Consider the following 17,714-nt stretch of genomic DNA (forward strand, 5'->3'; position numbering starts at 1 on the left):
GTGTTAATTCCATGTATGTCGGTTGATGGCGTGAAAGCAGATCGCCCCATCGGTTGAGTACAGGTGTGACTGCCAACCTGACGGTTCCACTCCGCCTCGTTGATCCTCCGGGGGCGATCAGCGATGCGGACCTGCTGAAGGCGTCGTACCGAAAACCCGAGCGGTTCGGCGAGCTCTACGACCGCTACTTCCGGGAGATCCACGCGTATCTGGGCAGGCGGCTGGACCAGCAGGCCGCTGACGACCTCGCCGCCGAGGTGTTCCTCACGGCGTTCAGGAAGCGCACCACGTTCGACCGCGCACGCGGGGAGGTGCGTCCCTGGCTGTACGGCATCGCGAGCAACCTGATCGCGTTGCACCGCCGTACCGAGACCAGGAAGCTGGCGGCGCTGCGGCGCAGCGCGGCCACTCCCGCGGGCGCGGACCACGGCCACGAGGAACGCGTGGTCAGCCGCGTCGACGCCGCGAACGAGCAGGCGCGGCTCACGGCGGAGCTGCTGGCGCTGTCCGACGGCGACCGGGACGTGCTGCTGCTGAGCGCCCTGGCCGAGCTGAGCCACGAGGAGGTGGCCAAGACGCTGGGCATCCCGTACGGCACCGTCGGGTCCCGCCTGTCGCGGGTGCGCAAGAAGCTTCGTGCCGCCCTGGGCGGCGTCAATCCCTTGAACGGAGGCTCCGATGGATGATTACCAGGCGGTGCGCGAACTGCTGCCCGCGCCGCCGCTGTCGCCGGAGATCGAGCGGGCCGGGCGCGAACGGCTGGCCGACGCGTTCGCTCAGGAGCGGGTACGGCGAGGCCGCAGGGCGGCCAGAAGGAGCGCGCTGGGGCTCGGCCTGGCCGGTGCGGCGGCCGTCGCCTTGCTGACCGGAGTGACGCCGGTGACGGTGACGCCGGGCCAGTCGACCGCCACCGTTACGCCGGGCCGGCCGACTGCGAAGCAGGGCGCGGTCGCTCCGGCGAACGCCAACCGGATCCTGCTGGCCGCCGCGACCTCGGTGGCCGCGACGCCCGACTCGGGCGCCTGGTGGGGCAGCAAGCTGGTCAACGGCAGCGTGTTCTACGACCCCGGCCACCACTACCTGCTGCGGCAGACCAAGTCGGTGGAGTCCTGGATCCCGGCGGACCCGGAGGCCCGCACCTGGTATCGCGAGACCTACCTCGGTGCCGTGCCCGCGAGCTCCGAGGCCGAGGCCGCCTGGCGGGCAGCCGGCGCGCCGACGTCCTGGACCTACGAGAAGAACACCCCCGGCCTGATCACGGACGACCGGTTCTCAGGCATCGTCCGGACGGCGCGGGGCGAGCCGCGGACCTTCTCCAGCGAGGACTGGGACTTCCGCATCGTCCTGGCAGGCAAGCCGCTGACCAGGATGAAGGAGGTGCCGGAGACTCCCGAGGGGCTGCGTGCGCTCTTCTCCGGCGTCCCCGACCAGGCGCTCGTCGACAACGTGGTGCGGCTGCTCGTGTACGCGCCGGTGACGAGCGAGACCCGGGCCGCCGCCTACCGCCTGCTCGCGTCGATGCCCGGGGTCTCGGCCGTCGGCCCTGCGACGGACACGCTCGGGCGTACCGGACAAGCCCTCGAATACCAGTCCGCAGAGCTTCCCGTGACCGAGTACGCGGGGGCCACCCGTACCCGGCTGGTGATCGATTCAGCCACCGGAATGCCCCTCTCGATCGAGACGCGCGCCACGGACGACGGCCGTCTCCTGGAGTTCACCGCGATCCAGGCGAGCGTCTGGACAGATGACAACCCACTGAAGGAGCAGAAGTGAGATCGCTGATCGCCGCCGTAGCCGGTTTGGCCTTCACCGGAGTGTTCGCCGTACCCGCCCAGGCGACCCCGCCCGGGGGCGCGTACTGGCGGGTCGAGACGGTCCTGACCATGACCCATCCACGGCCGGTCGGCAGCGGCTACTGGCTGACGGAGCGGCAGGGCTCCACCAACTGGAAGACGCCCGAAGGCAAGGGCTGGTTCGGCTCCCGGCCGCTCGGCGCCCGGCCCAAGACCAAGAAGGACGAGGCGGCCTGGCGCGCCGACGGCTCGCCGAAATCGTGGAACTACCGCACGGAAGGCATGAAGATCTCCCTGTCCACGGAGCCCGGCGAGGCACACGTGGGGCCGCAGAAGGGCGGGCCTGAGGGCTTCCATCTGGGCCGGAAGTTCCTGACCTACCAGCAGCTCCAGAACCTGCCGTCGGATCCGGCCGCCCTCAAGGAGTACGTCGTGGCGGACGTGAAATCCTGGATCGGCGAGGCGGCCGAGGAGGCCAAGACCACCTCCCCGAATTCCAAGATCGACGACTGGCTGTCCAGACTGGATTCGTACGTGGCCATCGACCTGAGCCGGATGCTGTACGAGACCCCGGTGCCGCCGAAGGTCAGAAGCGCCGCCTTCCAGGCGCTCAAGACGACCAAGGGCGTCACCGACCTCGGACAGGCCAAGGACCTGCTGGGCCGCACCGGGCAGAAACTGGCCCTGCCGACGAACACCATCAAGGGCACGGTGCTCAAGCGGCAGCTCATCGTGGACACCAAGACCATGACGCTGCTGGCCGAGTACACCGACACCACTGTCGACGGTAAGCCGTTCCTGGCCAAGACGAAGGTGGAGACCTACAAGGCCGGCTGGACCGACGAGAAGCCCGCGGTCCCGGACGGCAAGTAGCCGCGACGCCCACTCGCCCCGACACTCTCGGGGCGAGTTTCTCGTTTTCGCGATCACGTATTGACGACCCCGCAGGCGGAGGCTAGCGTCGTCTCATAATTGACAGGAAACTTTACTATAAGTTTCCTGTCGGACCTCCCATCCACCCCCCAACCCGCCGGAGGTCGGAACAACTATGAGACACACCATCCTGAGCAAGGGCCTCGCGGTCCTAGCGGCGCTCCTCCTGCCGCTGACCGCGACGGTCGCCGTCCCCGCCGGGGCGTACGGCGCCACCTCGGTCGTCTTAGCCGCCGCCTGGGCCCCGTGGACCGCGTACACGGCGGGGACCCGCGTCACGTACAACGGCGTCGACTACGAGTGCATCCAGAGCCACACCTCCCAGCCCGGCTGGGAGCCGCCCAACGTGCCCGCCCTGTGGAAACCGGTCACCGGCGGCGGCACCGACACCACCGCGCCGTCCGTGCCCGCCAACCTGCGCTCGACGGGCACCACCTCCAGCAGCGTCTCGCTGGCCTGGGACGCCGCCACCGACAACGTCGGCGTCACCGGCTATGACGTCTACCGAGGCTCGACGCAGGTGACCACGGCCACCGGCACCACCTACACCGACACGGGCCTGGCCGCCGCCACCAGCTACACGTACACGGTCCGCGCCCGCGACGCCGCCGGGAACGTCTCGGCCGCAAGCACCGCGGTCACCGCCTCCACCTCGGGCGGCACCGGCGCTCCCGGCCAGCCGGGCACGCCCAACGTCACCGCCTCGACCAGCAGCTCGATCACCCTGTCGTGGGGCGCCTCTTCCGGCACCGTCACCGGTTACCGCGTCTACGAGGGGACCACGGTCAGGGCCACGGTGACCGGCACGTCGGCCACCATCGGGTCGCTGAACGCCTGTACGTCGCACACCTACACCGTCAAGGCGTACAACTCGGTCGGCGAGTCCGCGGCCAGCGCCCAGGCCACCGGCGCCACCACCGGATGTACCGGCGGCGGCAACAAGGTGCTCGGGTACTTCGTCCAGTGGGGCGTCTACCAGCGCGGCTACCACGTCAAGAACATCGACACCAGCGGCTCGGCGGCCAAGCTGACCCACATCAACTACGCCTTCGGCAACGTACAGAACGGGCAGTGCGCCATCGGCGACAGCTACGCCGACTACGACCGCTTCTACCAGGCGGGTGAGAGCGTGGACGGCGTCGCCGACACCTGGGACACGGGCGCGCTGCGCGGCAGCTTCAACCAGCTCCGCAAGCTCAAGAAGAAGTACCCGAACCTGAAGGTGCTCTTCTCCTTCGGCGGCTGGACCTGGTCCGGCGGCTTCGCCCAGGCCGCGCAGAACCCGACGGCCTTCGCCAACTCCTGCTACAACCTGGTCGAGGACCCGCGCTGGGCGGACGTGTTCGACGGCATCGACATCGACTGGGAGTACCCGAACGCCTGCGGCCTCACCTGCGACTCCAGTGGCGCCGCCGCGTTCAAGAACGTCATGTCGGCCCTGCGCTCCCGCTTCGGCTCCGGCAACCTCGTCACCGCCGCCATCACCGCCGACGGCACCAGCGGCGGCAAGATCGACGCGGCCGACTACGGTGGCGCCGCGCAGTACGTCGACTGGTACAACGTCATGACGTACGACTACTTCGGCGCCTTCGCCCCGTCGGGCCCGACCGCCCCGCATTCGCCGCTCACCTCGTACGCAGGCATCCCGATCGCGGGCTTCTACTCCGACAACGCCATCCAGAAGCTCAAGAGCAAGGGCATCCCGTCGAGCAAGCTGCTGCTCGGCATCGGTTTCTACGGCCGTGGCTGGGCCGGGGTCACGCAGTCCGCCCCCGGCGGCACGGCGACGGGACCGGCGCCCGGCACGTACGAGCAGGGCATCGAAGATTACAAGGTGCTCAAGACCCGCTGCCCGTCCACCGGCACCGTCGCCGGCACGGCCTACGCCTACTGCGGCGGCCAGTGGTGGAGCTACGACACGCCCGGCACCATCGGCGGCAAGATGAGTTACTCGAAGGGTCAGGGGCTGGGAGGAGCGTTCTTCTGGGAGCTCAGCGGTGACACCACCAACGGTGAGTTGATCACCGCCATGAAGAGCGGCCTGGGGTGATCACCTCCCCCGCATGAGTCCTCGCCTGGGCCGGCCCCGCACCGCGGAGCCGGCCCTTCGCCCCTGGTTGGAGGGTTGACCCGGGATCTGAGCGGAAATCTTGAAGCAGGAGCGCTTAGTGATCGTCTGCTAACTATAGGTTCATGATCTCGGGGGTGACGATGAGCATGCTTCCACCGTCGGCGTTCATCCGCAGAACACCATCCGCACCGCGACGGAGGGGGAGAGCAGGGTGGGTCGCGCTCGCGCTCACCGGAGCCGTGGGCTTCGGTGGCGGCTTCGGCTACTCGGTGGGACGAACCGCCCAGGACCCTCAGCCGCCGGCCCAGCAACAGGTGGCGGCCATGTCGGCCACGACGGCTCTGACCGCCGTACCAGCCTCTCCTTCACTCCCGTCGCCGGCCACCGGGCACGTGGCCCCGGCCGCCAAGCCCGTCTCTCGTCCGGCGTCCGAGCTGAAACGTCGCCTGAAGAGCGCCAAGCATCGAACGCCCTGCCTCCGGTTCGAGGGGTTCAGGGCGCGGCTGTGCAGGAGCCTCTTCGCATCCGAAGGAGACTGAAACCCGCTCTCACTCCTCCGGCCGTAGCGCGAAGAACACGAATTCCCGACCGGGCCGGTCGGGCGCATCGCGTACTTCTTCCACGGCGTACCCATGCGCGACCAGCGACGCCTCGACCTCGTCACGCTCGCGGAAGCGCAGCGTCGAATCCGACGTCAGCACCTGCCCGTCCGAAGCGAACACCCACGTCCCACGGAAGGTCACCAGCGGCCCGCTGACGTCGATCACCTCGAACCACTGCTCCACCGCGCCGACACCCGGAATCTCGGCGACCTGGTACGACGCCGCGCGATTCCAATCCTGCCAGGCCCGTTTCGCCGGATCGCGGGTCTCGAACACGAGTCGCCCACCGGGCCGCAACGCGTCATGGACCCCCCGCAACGTCCCCGCCCAATCCCGCTGGTCAACGATGGCTTGGGCGACATTTCCCGTCATGGTGGCAAGATCAACCTGGATCGAGGGCAGGGTTGTCGCGTCACCCTGGATCCAGCGCACCCGTTCACTGCCCGGCTTGGCCCGCGCGACATCGAGCGAAGCGCCGGCCGGGTCAACCCCTGTGACGGTGAGCCCGCGACCAGCCAGAAGCAGCGCGAACTCACCCGTCCCGCACCCCACATCCAGCGCGCCACGGGCGCCGAGCTCCTCGGCGATGGCGACGTACACGTCCAAGTCACTGCGATCGGGGTCGAGCGCGTCGTAAACCGCGGCCAGCCGCGGATGCTCGAAAACATCGTCAGCCATGCGGCAACGCTATGCCGTGGCCATCGGCCGGTACTGGAAAGCTGCCGCTTTGGTCATCTTTTGCGACCGACGTGTCACGGTGGGTAGTAAGAAAGCGGGGTGCCTGTCGCGGCGAGGCAGAAGCAAGCGGGGAGATGTGGTGACGATGAAGGGGTACGACTTCGAGGGACCTGCGCTGGAACTCGGGGCCCTGATGCGTGAGGACGGCACCCCCGGCCCCACGGAGCAGATCCGGATCCCCCTGAGCATGCTGAACCGGCACGGACTGGTGGCCGGCGCCACCGGCACCGGGAAGACCAAGACCCTCCAGCTCATGGCGGAGCAGCTCGCCGCCCAGGGCGTTCCGATCTTCCTCGCCGACATCAAGGGCGACCTGTCGGGGCTCGCCTCGCCGGGTACCGCCTCCGAGCGCGTCACCCAGCGTGCCGCCGAGGTGGGGCAGACGTGGCAGCCTACGGCCTATCCGGTGGAGTTCCTCTCCCTGGGCGGTCTGGGGTCCGGCGTCCCGATCCGCGCAACCATGACCGCCTTCGGGCCTACCTTGCTCTCCAAGGTCCTCGGGCTCAACGAGACGCAGGAGTCGTCACTCGGGCTGATCTTCTATTTCGCCGACAAGCAGGGAATGCCGCTGCTGGACCTCAAGGACCTGATCGCGGTCATCCGGTATCTGACCACCACTCCGCAGGCGCTGAACGGGATCGGCGGGCTGTCGGCGTCGACGGCGGGGGTCATCCTCCGCGCGTTGACCAACTTCGAGGCGCAGGGGGCGGGGGCGTTCTTCGGTGAGCCGGAGTTCGACGTACGCGACCTGATCCGGGTGACGCAGGACGGCCGTGGGATGATCTCCGTTCTCGAGCTGCCCGCCGTACAGGATCGGCCGCAGCTCTTCTCCACCTTCCTGATGTGGCTCCTCGCCGATCTCTTCAATGTGCTTCCCGAGGTGGGCGATGTCGACAAGCCGAAGCTCGTGTTCTTCTTCGACGAGGCGCATCTGCTGTTCAACGACGCGTCCAAGGCGTTCCTGCAGTCGATCACCCAGACCGTGCGGCTGATCCGGTCGAAGGGCCTGGGCGTGTTCTTCGTCACCCAGACGCCGAAGGACGTGCCGGCCGACGTACTGGCTCAGCTCGGCGCGCGCGTGCAGCACGCCCTGCGCGCCTTCACCCCCCAGGACGCCAAGGCGCTCAAGGCCACCGTGTCGACCTTCCCCGAGTCCTCCTACGACCTGAAGCGCCTGCTCACCGAGCTCGGCATCGGCGAGGCCGTCGTCACGGTCCTGTCGGAGACGGGCGCGCCGACCCCGGTGGCCTGGACACGTCTGCGTGCCCCCCAGACGCTCATGGCTCCGTCCAGCCCGGACGTGATCCAGGGCGCCATCGCCGCTTCGCCCCTTCAGCAGAAGTACGGCACGGCGATCGACCGCGAGTCGGCCTACGAGATCCTGGCCACGAAGCTGGCCGCGCAGCAGCCCGCCGCCCCCACTCCCGAAGCCCCCCGCGAGCCGGAGAGGCGCAGAGAGCCGGAACCCGAACCGCAGCATTCCGTACTGGAGTCGAAGGAGTTCCGCTCCCTGGCGCGCTCGGCGGCGTCCGCCCTCGGCCGGGAGATCATCAGATCCATCTTCGGCACCGCCCGTCGCGGTCGACGCTGAACCAGACTGGCTACCCGGACACTACGAGACGTTCACAGGATGCTGAAGCACGTGAGAAACTTCTAGGAGAAAGCCATATTAATACTGCGCACACGAGAGGAAACCTGGCCACCGTCCTTTCGCTGCAGGGCCGCCTCGCAGAAGCACTACCCATAATGAAGAGAAATTTCCAGGAGCGAACGAGGCTTCTTGGTTCAGAGCACCCCGACACCCTGCGCGCGGGCCTCAACCTTGCAGACACCCTACTCGAGAACGGCGAGCTCGACGCAGCCGAAGAACTTATGCGTGATACCTGGGGTGCCCAGGAGCGAGTTCTTGGCAGCACTTATCCAGACACTCTGATCAGCCGGCACAACATGGCTCGCCTCCTCCACGCTCGTGGCGAGTTGGACGCAGCGGCTGCCGCATATCGAGATGTCCAACCGTGCATGGAAGAAGTGCTCGGTATGAGCCACGAGATAACTCTCGAAAACCTGCACCATTTTGGTGTGCTGCTATCCGAGCGACGGCAGCGAGCGGCAGCGGTGCAACTGCTCGAACAGGTGCTGAACAACCGAAGGCAGGCACTGGGCCACCATCATCCTGATACCCAGGAGACAGAAAAGGCTCTGCTCGCGGCGAAAAACCTCCCTCCGCCGGGTGAGGCTACCGGCTGGGTTCCGGTGACATGACACGGCACGCAGAACTGCTGTCGATCGGGACACGCCAGCGGTGGCCGGGGTGGGTCAGCGTGGTGATCAGACCCAGGGCGGCGGTCTTGCCCGACCCGGGCTCGGCGTTCACCGCCAACGCCGCCTGCCGGTGGGACGCCGGGTGAGGGGGCTGTGTCGAGGGCCTGTGTTGGTACGACCGGCCGATCGACAGGGCTCTCACGCGGACGAAGGACATCGCAGGTTCCCGGACCAGCCGGGCCATGTTGTTGCAGGTCGGCGAATTTCGGAAATCCAGAAACCGGTGAACCACTTAAATCTTGACTGACTAAGCCCTCCTGTCGAATAGCGGGCGTTGCCCGCAGAGGGCAGTCGCACAGCCCGGCAGATGGTTCCGGACCGAGCAGGTGAAACGGTTTTCTTACTTTTCGGACAGATGGCGCGTTCTCTCGGGTAGGTGTTTTGTGAAAGGGTCCTTACACGGCCACGTCTTGGAGAATTCATGTTCCCCGATCCACTGACTGTTCCCCGACCCCAACTCGCCGCCCACCTGGAAGACCTGCTATTCTTCCTTTATGGTGGGCAGAATCTCCCTCATCACCAGCATGCCCTGGCCCGCCAGGGCATCCAGGCATTCGCCGACTCCGCCCCCAACCAATCGGTCGTCATCGAACAAGCGAAGGCCCAGCAAATCGACCTCGCACACATAAAGCAGCAAGCCCTTCAGCTCGCTGGCATGATGGACTTATTCTTCGGCGGCTATAACGTTGCCTGGGACGGCAAAGGCAATTATGGCTTCGTCGCCACGCAGGGTGCAACCTGGGGAATTCCCGCGGAAGACATCAACTCCACCCGCAAATACTGTGTGCTCCAGGAGAATCGGATAGAGCAAATGCTCTCAAATCTCCTAAACCTCCTGAAACGCCTTAGACGCCCCCTTTGAGATTGTCCAACAACGACGGCGGATCCCTGCCAAACGTCCATCCGGCCCACGGACTCTTGGGTCTGGCCGAGGTCGTCAGTGGTTCTCAAGCCAGTCGAAGCCTGAAAGGTCCAAGCGGTAGCGGCGGACGGCGGCGACGTACTTCACTCTTCCTCCGAGGGATGGCGGCGGAGATGGTCGGATACGCGGATCACTTGCGGGTTGACCGCCTCGACCCACACCCGCGCCTACCTCGAAGGCGAGCTACACCTGGCGCCGGACAGTTACGCCGCCTGTGTTGTACGGCCGGGCAAACTTCGACCTTCGCGGAAAGCGGGCCCTGAGCCGGAACTGACGATTCCGCGTCTCAAGATCAGCGACAGGGTCCTTCTGTCCGCAATTAGCGTTGCACTTCTGCTTTGTACGGGCAGGTTCGCGGTCACCTTGGCCAGGTCGCCGGCGCGCTCGGTCGAGACACCGAGCCCGGCGGAGCCGAAGAGGGCGTCCTGGCCGGGCAGGTCGCCCTCGCTGAACAGCTCGATCTAGGTCTCGCGGCCCTTGAGGTAGCGGCCCTTCCAGGTCATTCCGCCACCGGTCGTGGTGCGGACCTCGAAGTTGGCGAACTCCCGCAGGTAGGCGGAGTTCTCGATGGCGTCGGCCGTCTCCCGGTCGACGACGCTGTAAGCGTGGTTGTAGAACGGCAACTGCTTCAGGGACGACGCCTGAGCCTGGTCGGCCTGCGCTGTCCTCGCACCGCTCGTGATCGCTCCGGTGAGCGCCACGGCGCAGGTCGCGGTGAGGACGGTGATCATCCGTAATGTCCGGTGAATCACCATGGAAGTGATCTTAGAGCGAGATAATCAACTTGACTGTCGTTTTGACAGGACTCGGACATCCGATGTGGCGAACTCATACCGGCAATGCGGCGAGCCCGTCACGGCGTCTTTCCGGGGGCAGTCCACCGAACCCGTCGCCGGGCTACGCGAAGCCGGCGTGCTGGTCCGCCCGGGTGTCGTCTGCGCCTTCGGCCTTGTGCGCCGTTCTCGTCGACCGTGCGGTCATCGCCGAGATGTACGGCGCGATCGGTTACGACGCGGTCGGGGCCGCGGGAGCGGTGTGGCCTTTACGGGGGGCGGCGGAGCGGGGTGGCAGGGCGCGCATGTGGTCCCGTACCCGGGTCATGATGTCGCCGAGGTGGTGCAGGTCGTCGTCGGCCAGGGGGTCGAACAGCAGTCTGCGGGTGACCTGGACGTGGCCGGGCAGCACGCGGTCGACGAGAGCCCGGCCGTTGCCGGTGATGGTGACCAGGGTGGCGCGCTCGTCGTCGGGGTTGGGGCCACGGGTGATGAGGCCGGCTTTTTCCAGCAGGCCGGCCTGGTAGGTCAGGCCGCTGCGGCTGTAGACGACGCCATCGGCCAGCTCGGTCATGGTCAGTGGGCTGTGGACGTTGGCGAGGCGGGCCAGCAACTGGAACTGAACGTAGGTGATCCCGCCCTCGGCGCGTAGCTGCTGTTCGACCTGGTGCTGGAGCAGGCTGACGGCTTCCATGAGCACGAAGTAAGCGCCCAGCTGGGCGGGATCGAGCGGCTGGATGCCCTCGGCGTCGGGCCGGCTGTCAGTCATTCCTTCACGCTACATGTTGCGAATTCAAAGCGTTGTGACGAGCGTCACCTGCCCGAAAGCTATTGCTTCGAAGTCGAAGCAGATTACAGTCTCCACATGCTTCAACTTCGAAGCATCGGACAGGGAGAGATCATGAAGGCAGTGCGTTACCACTCCTACGGCGACAGTGACGTCCTGGTCTACGAGGAGGCGGACCGTCCGGTGGCCGGTCCGGGGCAGGTGGTGGTGCGGGTGGCCGGCACCGCGTTCAACCTCTTGGATGCCGCGATCCGCGCGGGCCTGCTGCAGCAGGTGTTCCCGGTGGCACTCCCGCACGTTCCCAGCTATGACGTGGCCGGCGTCGTCGCCGAGGTCGGCGCGGGCGTGCGCGGCTGGAGCGTCGGGGATGCGGTGGTGGCGTTCCTGCCGCCGGCCGCGCCCGGCGCGGCCGCCGAGTACGTCGCCGCGCCCGCCGAGGCGCTGGCCGCCGCCCCCCGCACGGGCGAGCTCGCCGACGCCGCAGCGCTGCCCTCGGTCGGGCTGGCGGCCTGGCAGGCGTTGTTCGAGCACGCCGGCCTGAAGGCCGGGCAGAGCGTCCTCATCGACGGTGGTGGTGGCGCGGTGGGCGGCTACGCCGTTCAGCTCGCCGCGCAGGCCGGTGCCACCGTGACCGCGACCGCCGGCGCGCGCAGCCTCGACCGCGTCCGCTCCTACGGCGCGACCCGGATCATCGACTACACCGCCGCCCCCATCTCGCAGTCGCTGGCCGGACAGCGGTTCGACGTGGTGCTGCACCTGGCGCCCACCAGCCCGGACCTCGTGCCCACCAGCCCGGCGGAGATCGCGCAGTTGGTGGACCTGGTCGCCGACCGCGGAGCCTTCGTCAGCACCACCACGCCTGGCCCAGAGGATGCCGGGCGCGGGGTGCGGACAGTGCGGGTCTTCACGCGCAGCGACGCCACCCAGCTCGCCGAACTGGTCGCCCGCGTCGACGCCGGCGTTCTGCGGATCGAGGTGGCCGAGCGGCGGCCACTGACCGACCTGGCCGCCGTCCACGACGAAGCCGCCGCCGGAAGGCCGGCCGGCAAGACCGTCCTGACCCCCTGACCTCCGCAACCCCGGTCCCGGCAACCGCCGGTCCGTCCCCAGACACACCATCCACCGCGAGCACACCGCTCATCCCCGCTCATCTCGAGTACATCGCCCGTTCGCAAAGGAGAACCGTCATGTCCTTCACCCTTGACCCCGAGGTCGCCGAAGCCCTCGCCCCCTTCGCCGCCGCCGACAGCACGCCCCCACCGGTCGGGGAGGTTGCCACCCGCCGCGCCACGCTGAAGGGCGTTTTCCGTTACGGCGACACCGCCCAGCCGTTCCCGGACGACGTCACGAGTGGACCGCCGCCGCCGCCGCCCGTCGCGCCATCGCCGACCGCGTCCGCGCCCTCGCGTCCCTGTGACCATGCCCTCCACCACAACCGGCGAACGCATGATCAACGGGCAGTCGCGGCGGCCTCAGCATGGCCGGGTCATGTCACCGGCCCATCATCAGACGAAGCCGTGCTTCTCCAGCAGATCAACGACGCCGGCCCCGCGAACACGATAAGAGCAGCGGCGAGGTTGCCGAGGGGTGACCGAGTTGGTCTACCGCAAACAGATCCGACCGGTTCTCCAGGGTGGGGCCGTGGATCGCATCCTCTCAGTTCGTGGCTCTCTGCGAACGTGTCCGCCGAATCCACCCGGTGAGGCCCAGCAGAAGAGCGGTCCCCATCGCGGTGATCACCAAGCACATCACGAGCGAAAGCGGGGTGAGGTAGGCCAGCCCTCCGAAAAGCAGCGGCGCGAAAAAAAGCTCATCAAGCACAGGGTGTTGCCGAGACCAGCGCATCAGCCGGTGTGGCGGTATCCAGCCGACGATGGCGAGGGTTCCGTAGGTAAGTGCGGCGATGATGCCTATCACGACACCCCGCTTCTCGATCATCCCGAGCGTGATCACAACGGCAACGGGAGTAAGGATGATGCCAGGCCACCACCGGAAGCGCCGGTTGGCGGCGGTTGATGGTGCGACGCCATCGAGATCGGCCACGTGCTCAGAGAACACCGGCTGAAATGGCCCGTCAACTGATCTGGAGACCTGCCCTCGGAGCATGACTTGCGTCAGGGCCATCAGCCGGAAGGCATAGCCACGCAACCCACGAGTAAGGCCGCTTCCGATCTCTCGAAAGCGGCCTCTACTTGCGACTATCTGGGTCGGGGTGGCGGGATTTGAACCCACGGCCTCTTCGTCCCGAACGAAGCGCGCTGCCAAGCTGCGCTACACCCCGGTGCACGCCCTCTGCAGCGTGCTTGAGAAAGTCTAGCTGACTTCGCGGGTGCTTGTGACCGCCTTTACCGGCGCGGAAGCAGGGTGAGCAACGAGGCCTCCGGGAAGCAGGCGAAGCGGACCGGGGCGTACGGCGAGGTGCCGAGGCCGGCCGAGACGTGCAGCCAGGCGTCGTCGTGGCGGTTGAGGCCCTTGACGCGGGCCCGGTCGATGCCGCAGTTGGTGACCAGGGCGCCGTAGAAGGGGATGCAGAGCTGGCCGCCGTGCGTGTGGCCGGCCAGGAGGAGCTGGTAGCCGTCGGCGGCGAAGCGGGTCATGTTGCGGGGCTCGGGGGAGTGCATGACGCCGAGGCGGAGGTCCGCGTCGGCCGGGGCGGGGCCGGCGACCAGGTCGTAGCGGTCGCGGTCGATGTGGGAGTCGTGGATGCCCGCCACCGCCACGTCGAGGTCGCCGATCTTGACGCGGGCCGTGGTGTTGTTCATGTCGAGCCAGCCCTCGGCCGTCATGCCGGCGCCGAGCTCCTCCCAGGGGAGGGACGGGACGTGCTGGCGGCGGTCCTTCTTGGAGGTGCGCCAGAGGTAGCGGGCCGGGTTCTTGGGCTTGGGGGCGTAGAGGTCGTTCGAGCCGTACACGAACATCCCGGGGCGGGCCAGCAGGGGCTCCAGGGCGTACAGGAGCGCGGGCACGGCCTCCGGGTGGGCGATCGAGTCGCCCGTGTTGACGACCAGGTCGGGCTCCAGGGAGCCGAGCGAGCGGACCCAGTTGATCAGCTTCTTGCGGCCCGGCGTCAGGTGCAGGTCGGACAGGTGGAGGATGCGTACGGGTCGCTGCCCGCGCTCGAGCACGGGCACGTCGAAGCGGCGCAGCCGGAACCAGTTGCGTTCGACGACGGAGGCGTAACCCAACCCGGCCAGGCCGAGGCCGAGGATGGACAGTGGTACAGCGGCGGCTTTCCTCACCCATTCATGATGCCCGACATCTGGCCCGAGCCGTCCCGAGTCCGCGAGAAGGCCGCACGAAGGCCGCACCTGGGCCACGAGAAGGCCGTACAAAGGCCGCGAAAGGGCCGGGAAAAGGCCGGGTGAAGGGCTGCGTGCTGGAGCGCGCGAGCGCGTAGCCGTCCGTACACGCGGCAAGATGGACCGCATGAGCGCATTGAAGGACAAGCTGAAGGCCGATCTCACGGCCTCCATGAAGAGCCGGGACGAGGTACGTCTCCGGACGGTTCGGATGGCACTGGCCGCGGTCAACGTCGAGGAGGTCGCCGGCAAGGCGGCCAGAGAGCTCTCCGACGACGAGATCGTCAAGGTACTGACAAAGGAGGCCAAGAAGCGCCGGGAGGCGGCGGAGGCGTTCGGCAACGCCGGGCGCGCGGAGCAGGCCCAGGCGGAGCTGGACGAGCAGGCGGTGCTGGAGGAATACCTGCCGGCGCAGCTCTCCGACGAGGAGCTCGGCCGCCTCGTCGACGAGGCCGTCGCCGAGACCGGCGCCGCCGGCCCGCAGGCGATGGGTCAGGTCATGAAGGTCGTCAACCCGAAGGTCGCCGGCCGCGCGGAGGGGGGACGTGTCGCCGCCGCCGTCCGCGCGCGACTGTCCGCCTAGCAAGACCTGTGGCACCAAGAGGGTGCCCGCCCCAAAGCGGGCACCCAGGGCTCAAACAGGGCTCGAACCCAGGTCAGTTCACCGGAGCGACGTTCGCCGGAGTGACAGGCGATTCGCCGCCGCGTCCCCGGCCCCGCCCCCGGCCGTTGTCGTCGCGGTTACCCTGGTCGAACTGGTCGAAGAAGTCGTCCGGCGGGCCGCCCTGATCGTCCTTCTTCTTCTCCTTCTTGGGCTTGGGCGCGCAGTTGTCGCCGCAGCCGCCGAACCGCTCCTGATCCACCGGCGTGAACTTGGTGGGTTCGACGCCCTTGAGCGCCCCCATCATCGCCTGCTTCCAGATGCGGCCCGAGATCGACGCGCCGTACACGTAGCTGTAGTAGCGGCCGCCGATCGTGACGCCGATCAGGTTGTGCGTGAAGGCGCCACGCGGGTCGCCGAGGCTGACGGCGGAGGCGAGGTTCGGGGTGTAACCGGCGAACCAGGCGGCCGTGTAGCCGTCGGTGGTGCCCGTCTTGCCCGCGGCGTCCCGGCCGATGCCGCCGACCTCCCGCATCGTGCCCTTGGTGAACACGCCCGACAGGATGCCGCTGACGGCGTCGGCGACCTCCTCCTCCATGACCTTGGAGCACTTGGGTTTGTACTGCGTGGCCTTGCCGAAGCGGTCCTTGATCTCGGTGATCGCCAGCGGCTTGCAGTACTGGCCGCGTGAGGCGAAGACCGCGTAGGTGCTGGCCACCGTGACCGGGTCGACCTCGTTGATGCCGAGCGTGAACGTCTCGAACTCGCGGAGCTTCGCGCCATCGGCCCGCTTGAGCCCGATCCGCTTGGCCAGCTTGACGACCTTGCAGAGCGTGACGCGCTCCTCGAGCCGCATGAAGAACGTGTTGACCGAGCCCCAGGTGCCGGTCTGCAGCGTCTTGAAGCCGCCGCCGCCCTCGCTGGAGTTGCGCACCTCGTGCGTGGGGTCGCCGACCCGCTTGCCGTCGCAGTTCTTGAACGCGCCGTAGCCGGACGCGGTGAAGCCGGCGGGTGCCGGGTAACCGTCGCCGTATTTCAGGCCCTCCTCGAGCGCTGTGGCGAGCGTGTAGGCCTTCGCGGTCGAGCCCTGCTGGAAGCCGCCGCCACCGCCGTGCTTGGCGTCGGCGACGACGTTGTAGCTCATTTCATTCTTCTTCTTGCTGCCGCCGAACTTGCGCGAGGCCGCCATCGCCTTGATCTCGCCGGTGCCCGGCACGACCATCGCCTGCGAGGCCACCGGCTTGTCCTTGGTGCTGACGTACTCCTTGATGGCCTTCTCAGCGGCTTTCTGCATCTTCTTGTCGATGGTGGTCCTGATGGTGAGACCGCCGCGCTGGAGCAGTTTGAGGCGCTCCTTGGGGGTCTTGCCGAAATCCTCGTTGTTGAGGATCTCGTTCTGAACGTAGAGGCAGAAGTACGGGTACGTGCTCTCCTCGCAGCCGCCGGAGACCTTGGTGTCCTTGAAGACCAGCTTCTTGGCCTTGGCCTCGGCGGCCTCCTGCGGTGTGATCTTGCCGAGCTCGGCCATCCGGTCGAGGACGACGTTGCGCCGGGCCTTCAGCAGCTCTCTGGACGCTTTGTTGACGTTCGGGTCGGTCCGGTTGGGGTTCTGGACCGCGCCCGCGAGAGTGGCCGCCTCGACGAGGGTGAGCGCGGAGGCCGGCTTGCCGAAGAAGCGCTTGGAGGCGGCCTGAATGCCGTGTGCGCCGGCGCCGAAGTAGGCGATGTTCAGATATTTTTCAAGGATCTGATCCTTGGTGTACTTCTTCTCGATGGCCATGGCATAGCGCAGTTCGTTGAGCTTGCGCCCGACAGTGGCCTCGATGGCCGCGGCCTGTGCCTCTTTGGTCTCGGCCGAGTTGAGCAGCACCTGCTTGACGTACTGCTGCGTGATCGACGAGCCGCCCTGGGTCACGCCGCCCGTGGTGAGGTTTTTGACCAGGGCTCGGGCCGTTCCCTCCACGTCGATCGGACCGTGCTGATAGAAGCGGAAGTCCTCGATCGAGATCAGCGCGGTGCGCATGATGGGGGCGACTTGGTCCAGACTCACCGACTGGCGGTTCTCGTAGTAGAACTGGGCTATCTGCTTGCCGTCGGAGTCCTGCAGGACCGTGCGCTCAGGCAGCGGGGGTTCGTCCAGGTCCTCGGGTTTTAGGTTGATCCCCGTCATCGCGGATTTGGCGGACATCCCCGCCCCGCCGACAGCCGGAAGGGCTATGGCAGCCGTGAGCACGCCCGCGGCCGCACCGGCGGCGATCAACCGCGTGATGTTCAGGAACGGCGAGGAACGATCTTTGCCCTGAGCTTGCACAAGACCAAGAGTACGTCGAATGGGTGACCTTATCGGTAACTCGGCACCATTTCGCCTTGACTGACGGGGGTGACTAGTCATTCCCGGTCAAGACTGCAGCTAGAAATTGGTCCTCTGGGGTCTGTCGGCCCGAACGTCTAGTTGCGTACGTTCTCCTCTGCGGCAACTGAATACGGAGGCTCGGCGCCCGCGCCCGTCGGCCCCAAATGACGACTGACCACCTAAGGGGAGTGGGGTCGAAATGTGGATCACGGATTGGACCTCCAGTGCCGCCTGTCGTGGTGCGGATCCGGACGCGCTGTTCGTCCAAGGAGCCGCGCAGAACAGGGCGAAGCTGATCTGCCGAGGATGCCCGGTCCGTACCGAATGCCTCGCCGATGCACTGGACAACCGCATCGAGTTTGGCGTGTGGGGCGGCATGACGGAACGGGAACGACGGGCTCTGCTACGGCGGCGTCCCGACGTGGACTCGTGGCGAGAGCTGCTCGAGTCCGCCAAGGAAGAGTACGAACGGACTAACGAGTTGATCGCAGGCTGACCCAAGCCTCGGGAGTACGGCCGG

General features: G+C 67.3%; 16 protein-coding genes, 1 tRNA gene and 1 pseudogene. 11 read left to right on the forward strand and 7 right to left on the reverse strand.

The genetic code is table 11. The annotated features are described in order from the left end of the window. Nucleotides 1-65: 65 nt before the first annotated feature. From AB0F17_RS44260 to AB0F17_RS44275, 4 genes are all read left to right on the forward strand, one after another. Nucleotides 66-686, forward strand: a complete 621-nt coding sequence (locus AB0F17_RS44260; protein ID WP_358036064.1) for an RNA polymerase sigma factor — start codon at nucleotides 66-68, stop codon at nucleotides 684-686. Beyond that, nucleotides 679-1,773 carry a CU044_5270 family protein gene (locus AB0F17_RS44265; RefSeq protein ID WP_358036066.1) on the forward strand — a complete coding sequence of 365 codons (1,095 nt, stop codon included), beginning with the start codon at nucleotides 679-681 and terminating at the stop codon, nucleotides 1,771-1,773. The genes AB0F17_RS44260 and AB0F17_RS44265 overlap by 8 nt, the downstream gene beginning before the upstream one ends. Continuing rightward, entirely contained in the window at nucleotides 1,770-2,666 is an 897-nt protein-coding gene (locus AB0F17_RS44270; protein ID WP_358036068.1) for a hypothetical protein, read from the forward strand. Before AB0F17_RS44265 ends, AB0F17_RS44270 begins: the two co-directional genes overlap by 4 nt. Nucleotides 2,667-2,841: 175 nt before the next feature. Further along, nucleotides 2,842-4,776, forward strand: coding sequence for a glycosyl hydrolase family 18 protein (locus tag AB0F17_RS44275; protein WP_358036070.1), 1,935 nt, complete (start codon nucleotides 2,842-2,844; stop codon nucleotides 4,774-4,776). 569 nt (nucleotides 4,777-5,345) lie between these two features. Here AB0F17_RS44275 and AB0F17_RS44280 read toward each other — a convergent pair. Next, nucleotides 5,346-6,077, reverse strand: a complete 732-nt coding sequence (locus AB0F17_RS44280) for a class I SAM-dependent methyltransferase (protein ID WP_358036072.1) — start codon at nucleotides 6,075-6,077, stop codon at nucleotides 5,346-5,348. 145 nt (nucleotides 6,078-6,222) lie between these two features. On the opposite strand from AB0F17_RS44280, the gene AB0F17_RS44285 reads away from it, so the two are divergent. The 4 genes from AB0F17_RS44285 to AB0F17_RS44300 all read left to right on the forward strand — a co-directional run bounded on the left by AB0F17_RS44285 (nucleotide 6,223) and on the right by AB0F17_RS44300 (nucleotide 9,321). Beyond that, on the forward strand, nucleotides 6,223-7,728 hold the full coding sequence (locus AB0F17_RS44285) for a helicase HerA-like domain-containing protein (RefSeq protein WP_358036128.1): 1,506 nt from the start codon (nucleotides 6,223-6,225) through the stop codon (nucleotides 7,726-7,728). 77 nt (nucleotides 7,729-7,805) lie between these two features. Further along, nucleotides 7,806-8,399 (forward strand): tetratricopeptide repeat protein, encoded by a 594-nt coding sequence (locus AB0F17_RS44290; RefSeq protein ID WP_358036130.1) that lies wholly within the window; start codon nucleotides 7,806-7,808, stop codon nucleotides 8,397-8,399. Beyond that, the gene (locus tag AB0F17_RS44295; protein ID WP_358036074.1) at nucleotides 8,396-8,545 is read left to right on the forward strand and encodes a hypothetical protein; all 150 of its coding nucleotides are present in this window, start codon (nucleotides 8,396-8,398) and stop codon (nucleotides 8,543-8,545) included. The genes AB0F17_RS44290 and AB0F17_RS44295 overlap by 4 nt, the downstream gene beginning before the upstream one ends. A gap of 335 nt (nucleotides 8,546-8,880) precedes the next feature. Next, a complete protein-coding gene (locus AB0F17_RS44300; protein WP_358036076.1) occupies nucleotides 8,881-9,321 on the forward strand; it encodes a hypothetical protein in 441 nt (146 codons plus the stop codon). 263 nt (nucleotides 9,322-9,584) lie between these two features. Here AB0F17_RS44300 and AB0F17_RS44305 read toward each other — a convergent pair. Beyond that, a pseudogene (locus AB0F17_RS44305) lies at nucleotides 9,585-10,136 on the reverse strand (DUF5829 family protein). 250 nt (nucleotides 10,137-10,386) lie between these two features. Continuing rightward, nucleotides 10,387-10,923, reverse strand: a complete 537-nt coding sequence (locus AB0F17_RS44310; protein ID WP_358036078.1) for a MarR family transcriptional regulator — start codon at nucleotides 10,921-10,923, stop codon at nucleotides 10,387-10,389. Between the two features lie 132 nt (nucleotides 10,924-11,055). Here AB0F17_RS44310 and AB0F17_RS44315 point away from each other — a divergent pair, with 132 nt between their 5' ends. Then, nucleotides 11,056-12,009: an NADP-dependent oxidoreductase gene (locus AB0F17_RS44315; RefSeq protein WP_358036080.1), complete on the forward strand. Its 954-nt coding sequence runs from the start codon at nucleotides 11,056-11,058 to the stop codon at nucleotides 12,007-12,009. A gap of 588 nt (nucleotides 12,010-12,597) precedes the next feature. Here AB0F17_RS44315 and AB0F17_RS44320 read toward each other — a convergent pair. From AB0F17_RS44320 to AB0F17_RS44330, 3 genes are all read right to left on the reverse strand, one after another. Next, nucleotides 12,598-12,984, reverse strand: coding sequence for a hypothetical protein (locus AB0F17_RS44320; RefSeq protein ID WP_358036082.1), 387 nt, complete (start codon nucleotides 12,982-12,984; stop codon nucleotides 12,598-12,600). 164 nt (nucleotides 12,985-13,148) lie between these two features. Continuing rightward, nucleotides 13,149-13,222, reverse strand: a tRNA-Pro gene (locus AB0F17_RS44325). A gap of 64 nt (nucleotides 13,223-13,286) precedes the next feature. Beyond that, entirely contained in the window at nucleotides 13,287-14,180 is an 894-nt protein-coding gene (locus tag AB0F17_RS44330) for a metallophosphoesterase (protein WP_358036084.1), read from the reverse strand. A gap of 187 nt (nucleotides 14,181-14,367) precedes the next feature. On the opposite strand from AB0F17_RS44330, the gene AB0F17_RS44335 reads away from it, so the two are divergent. Beyond that, nucleotides 14,368-14,823 (forward strand): GatB/YqeY domain-containing protein, encoded by a 456-nt coding sequence (locus AB0F17_RS44335; RefSeq protein ID WP_358036085.1) that lies wholly within the window; start codon nucleotides 14,368-14,370, stop codon nucleotides 14,821-14,823. 73 nt (nucleotides 14,824-14,896) lie between these two features. On the opposite strand, the gene AB0F17_RS44340 is transcribed toward AB0F17_RS44335, so the two are convergent. After that, nucleotides 14,897-17,152, reverse strand: coding sequence for a transglycosylase domain-containing protein (locus AB0F17_RS44340; protein WP_358036087.1), 2,256 nt, complete (start codon nucleotides 17,150-17,152; stop codon nucleotides 14,897-14,899). 241 nt (nucleotides 17,153-17,393) lie between these two features. On the opposite strand from AB0F17_RS44340, the gene AB0F17_RS44345 reads away from it, so the two are divergent. Then, the gene (locus tag AB0F17_RS44345; RefSeq protein ID WP_358036089.1) at nucleotides 17,394-17,690 is read left to right on the forward strand and encodes a WhiB family transcriptional regulator; all 297 of its coding nucleotides are present in this window, start codon (nucleotides 17,394-17,396) and stop codon (nucleotides 17,688-17,690) included. Nucleotides 17,691-17,714 lie beyond the last annotated feature (24 nt).

Origin of the sequence: Nonomuraea sp. NPDC026600, assembly GCF_040638335.1 — a bacterium.
In the GTDB taxonomy this organism is placed as follows: domain Bacteria; phylum Actinomycetota; class Actinomycetes; order Streptosporangiales; family Streptosporangiaceae; genus Nonomuraea.

Coding starts and splice junctions, on each gene's coding strand:
- AB0F17_RS44295 (WP_358036074.1), top strand. CDS start 8,396: ATGACACGGCACGCAGAACTGCTGTCGATCGGGACACGCCAGCGGTGG.
- AB0F17_RS44275 (WP_358036070.1), top strand. CDS start 2,842: ATGAGACACACCATCCTGAGCAAGGGCCTCGCGGTCCTAGCGGCGCTC.
- AB0F17_RS44310 (WP_358036078.1), bottom strand. CDS start 10,923: ATGACTGACAGCCGGCCCGACGCCGAGGGCATCCAGCCGCTCGATCCC.
- AB0F17_RS44285 (WP_358036128.1), top strand. CDS start 6,223: ATGAAGGGGTACGACTTCGAGGGACCTGCGCTGGAACTCGGGGCCCTG.
- AB0F17_RS44280 (WP_358036072.1), bottom strand. CDS start 6,077: ATGGCTGACGATGTTTTCGAGCATCCGCGGCTGGCCGCGGTTTACGAC.
- AB0F17_RS44315 (WP_358036080.1), top strand. CDS start 11,056: ATGAAGGCAGTGCGTTACCACTCCTACGGCGACAGTGACGTCCTGGTC.
- AB0F17_RS44265 (WP_358036066.1), top strand. CDS start 679: ATGGATGATTACCAGGCGGTGCGCGAACTGCTGCCCGCGCCGCCGCTG.
- AB0F17_RS44345 (WP_358036089.1), top strand. CDS start 17,394: ATGTGGATCACGGATTGGACCTCCAGTGCCGCCTGTCGTGGTGCGGAT.
- AB0F17_RS44335 (WP_358036085.1), top strand. CDS start 14,368: ATGAGCGCATTGAAGGACAAGCTGAAGGCCGATCTCACGGCCTCCATG.
- AB0F17_RS44300 (WP_358036076.1), top strand. CDS start 8,881: ATGTTCCCCGATCCACTGACTGTTCCCCGACCCCAACTCGCCGCCCAC.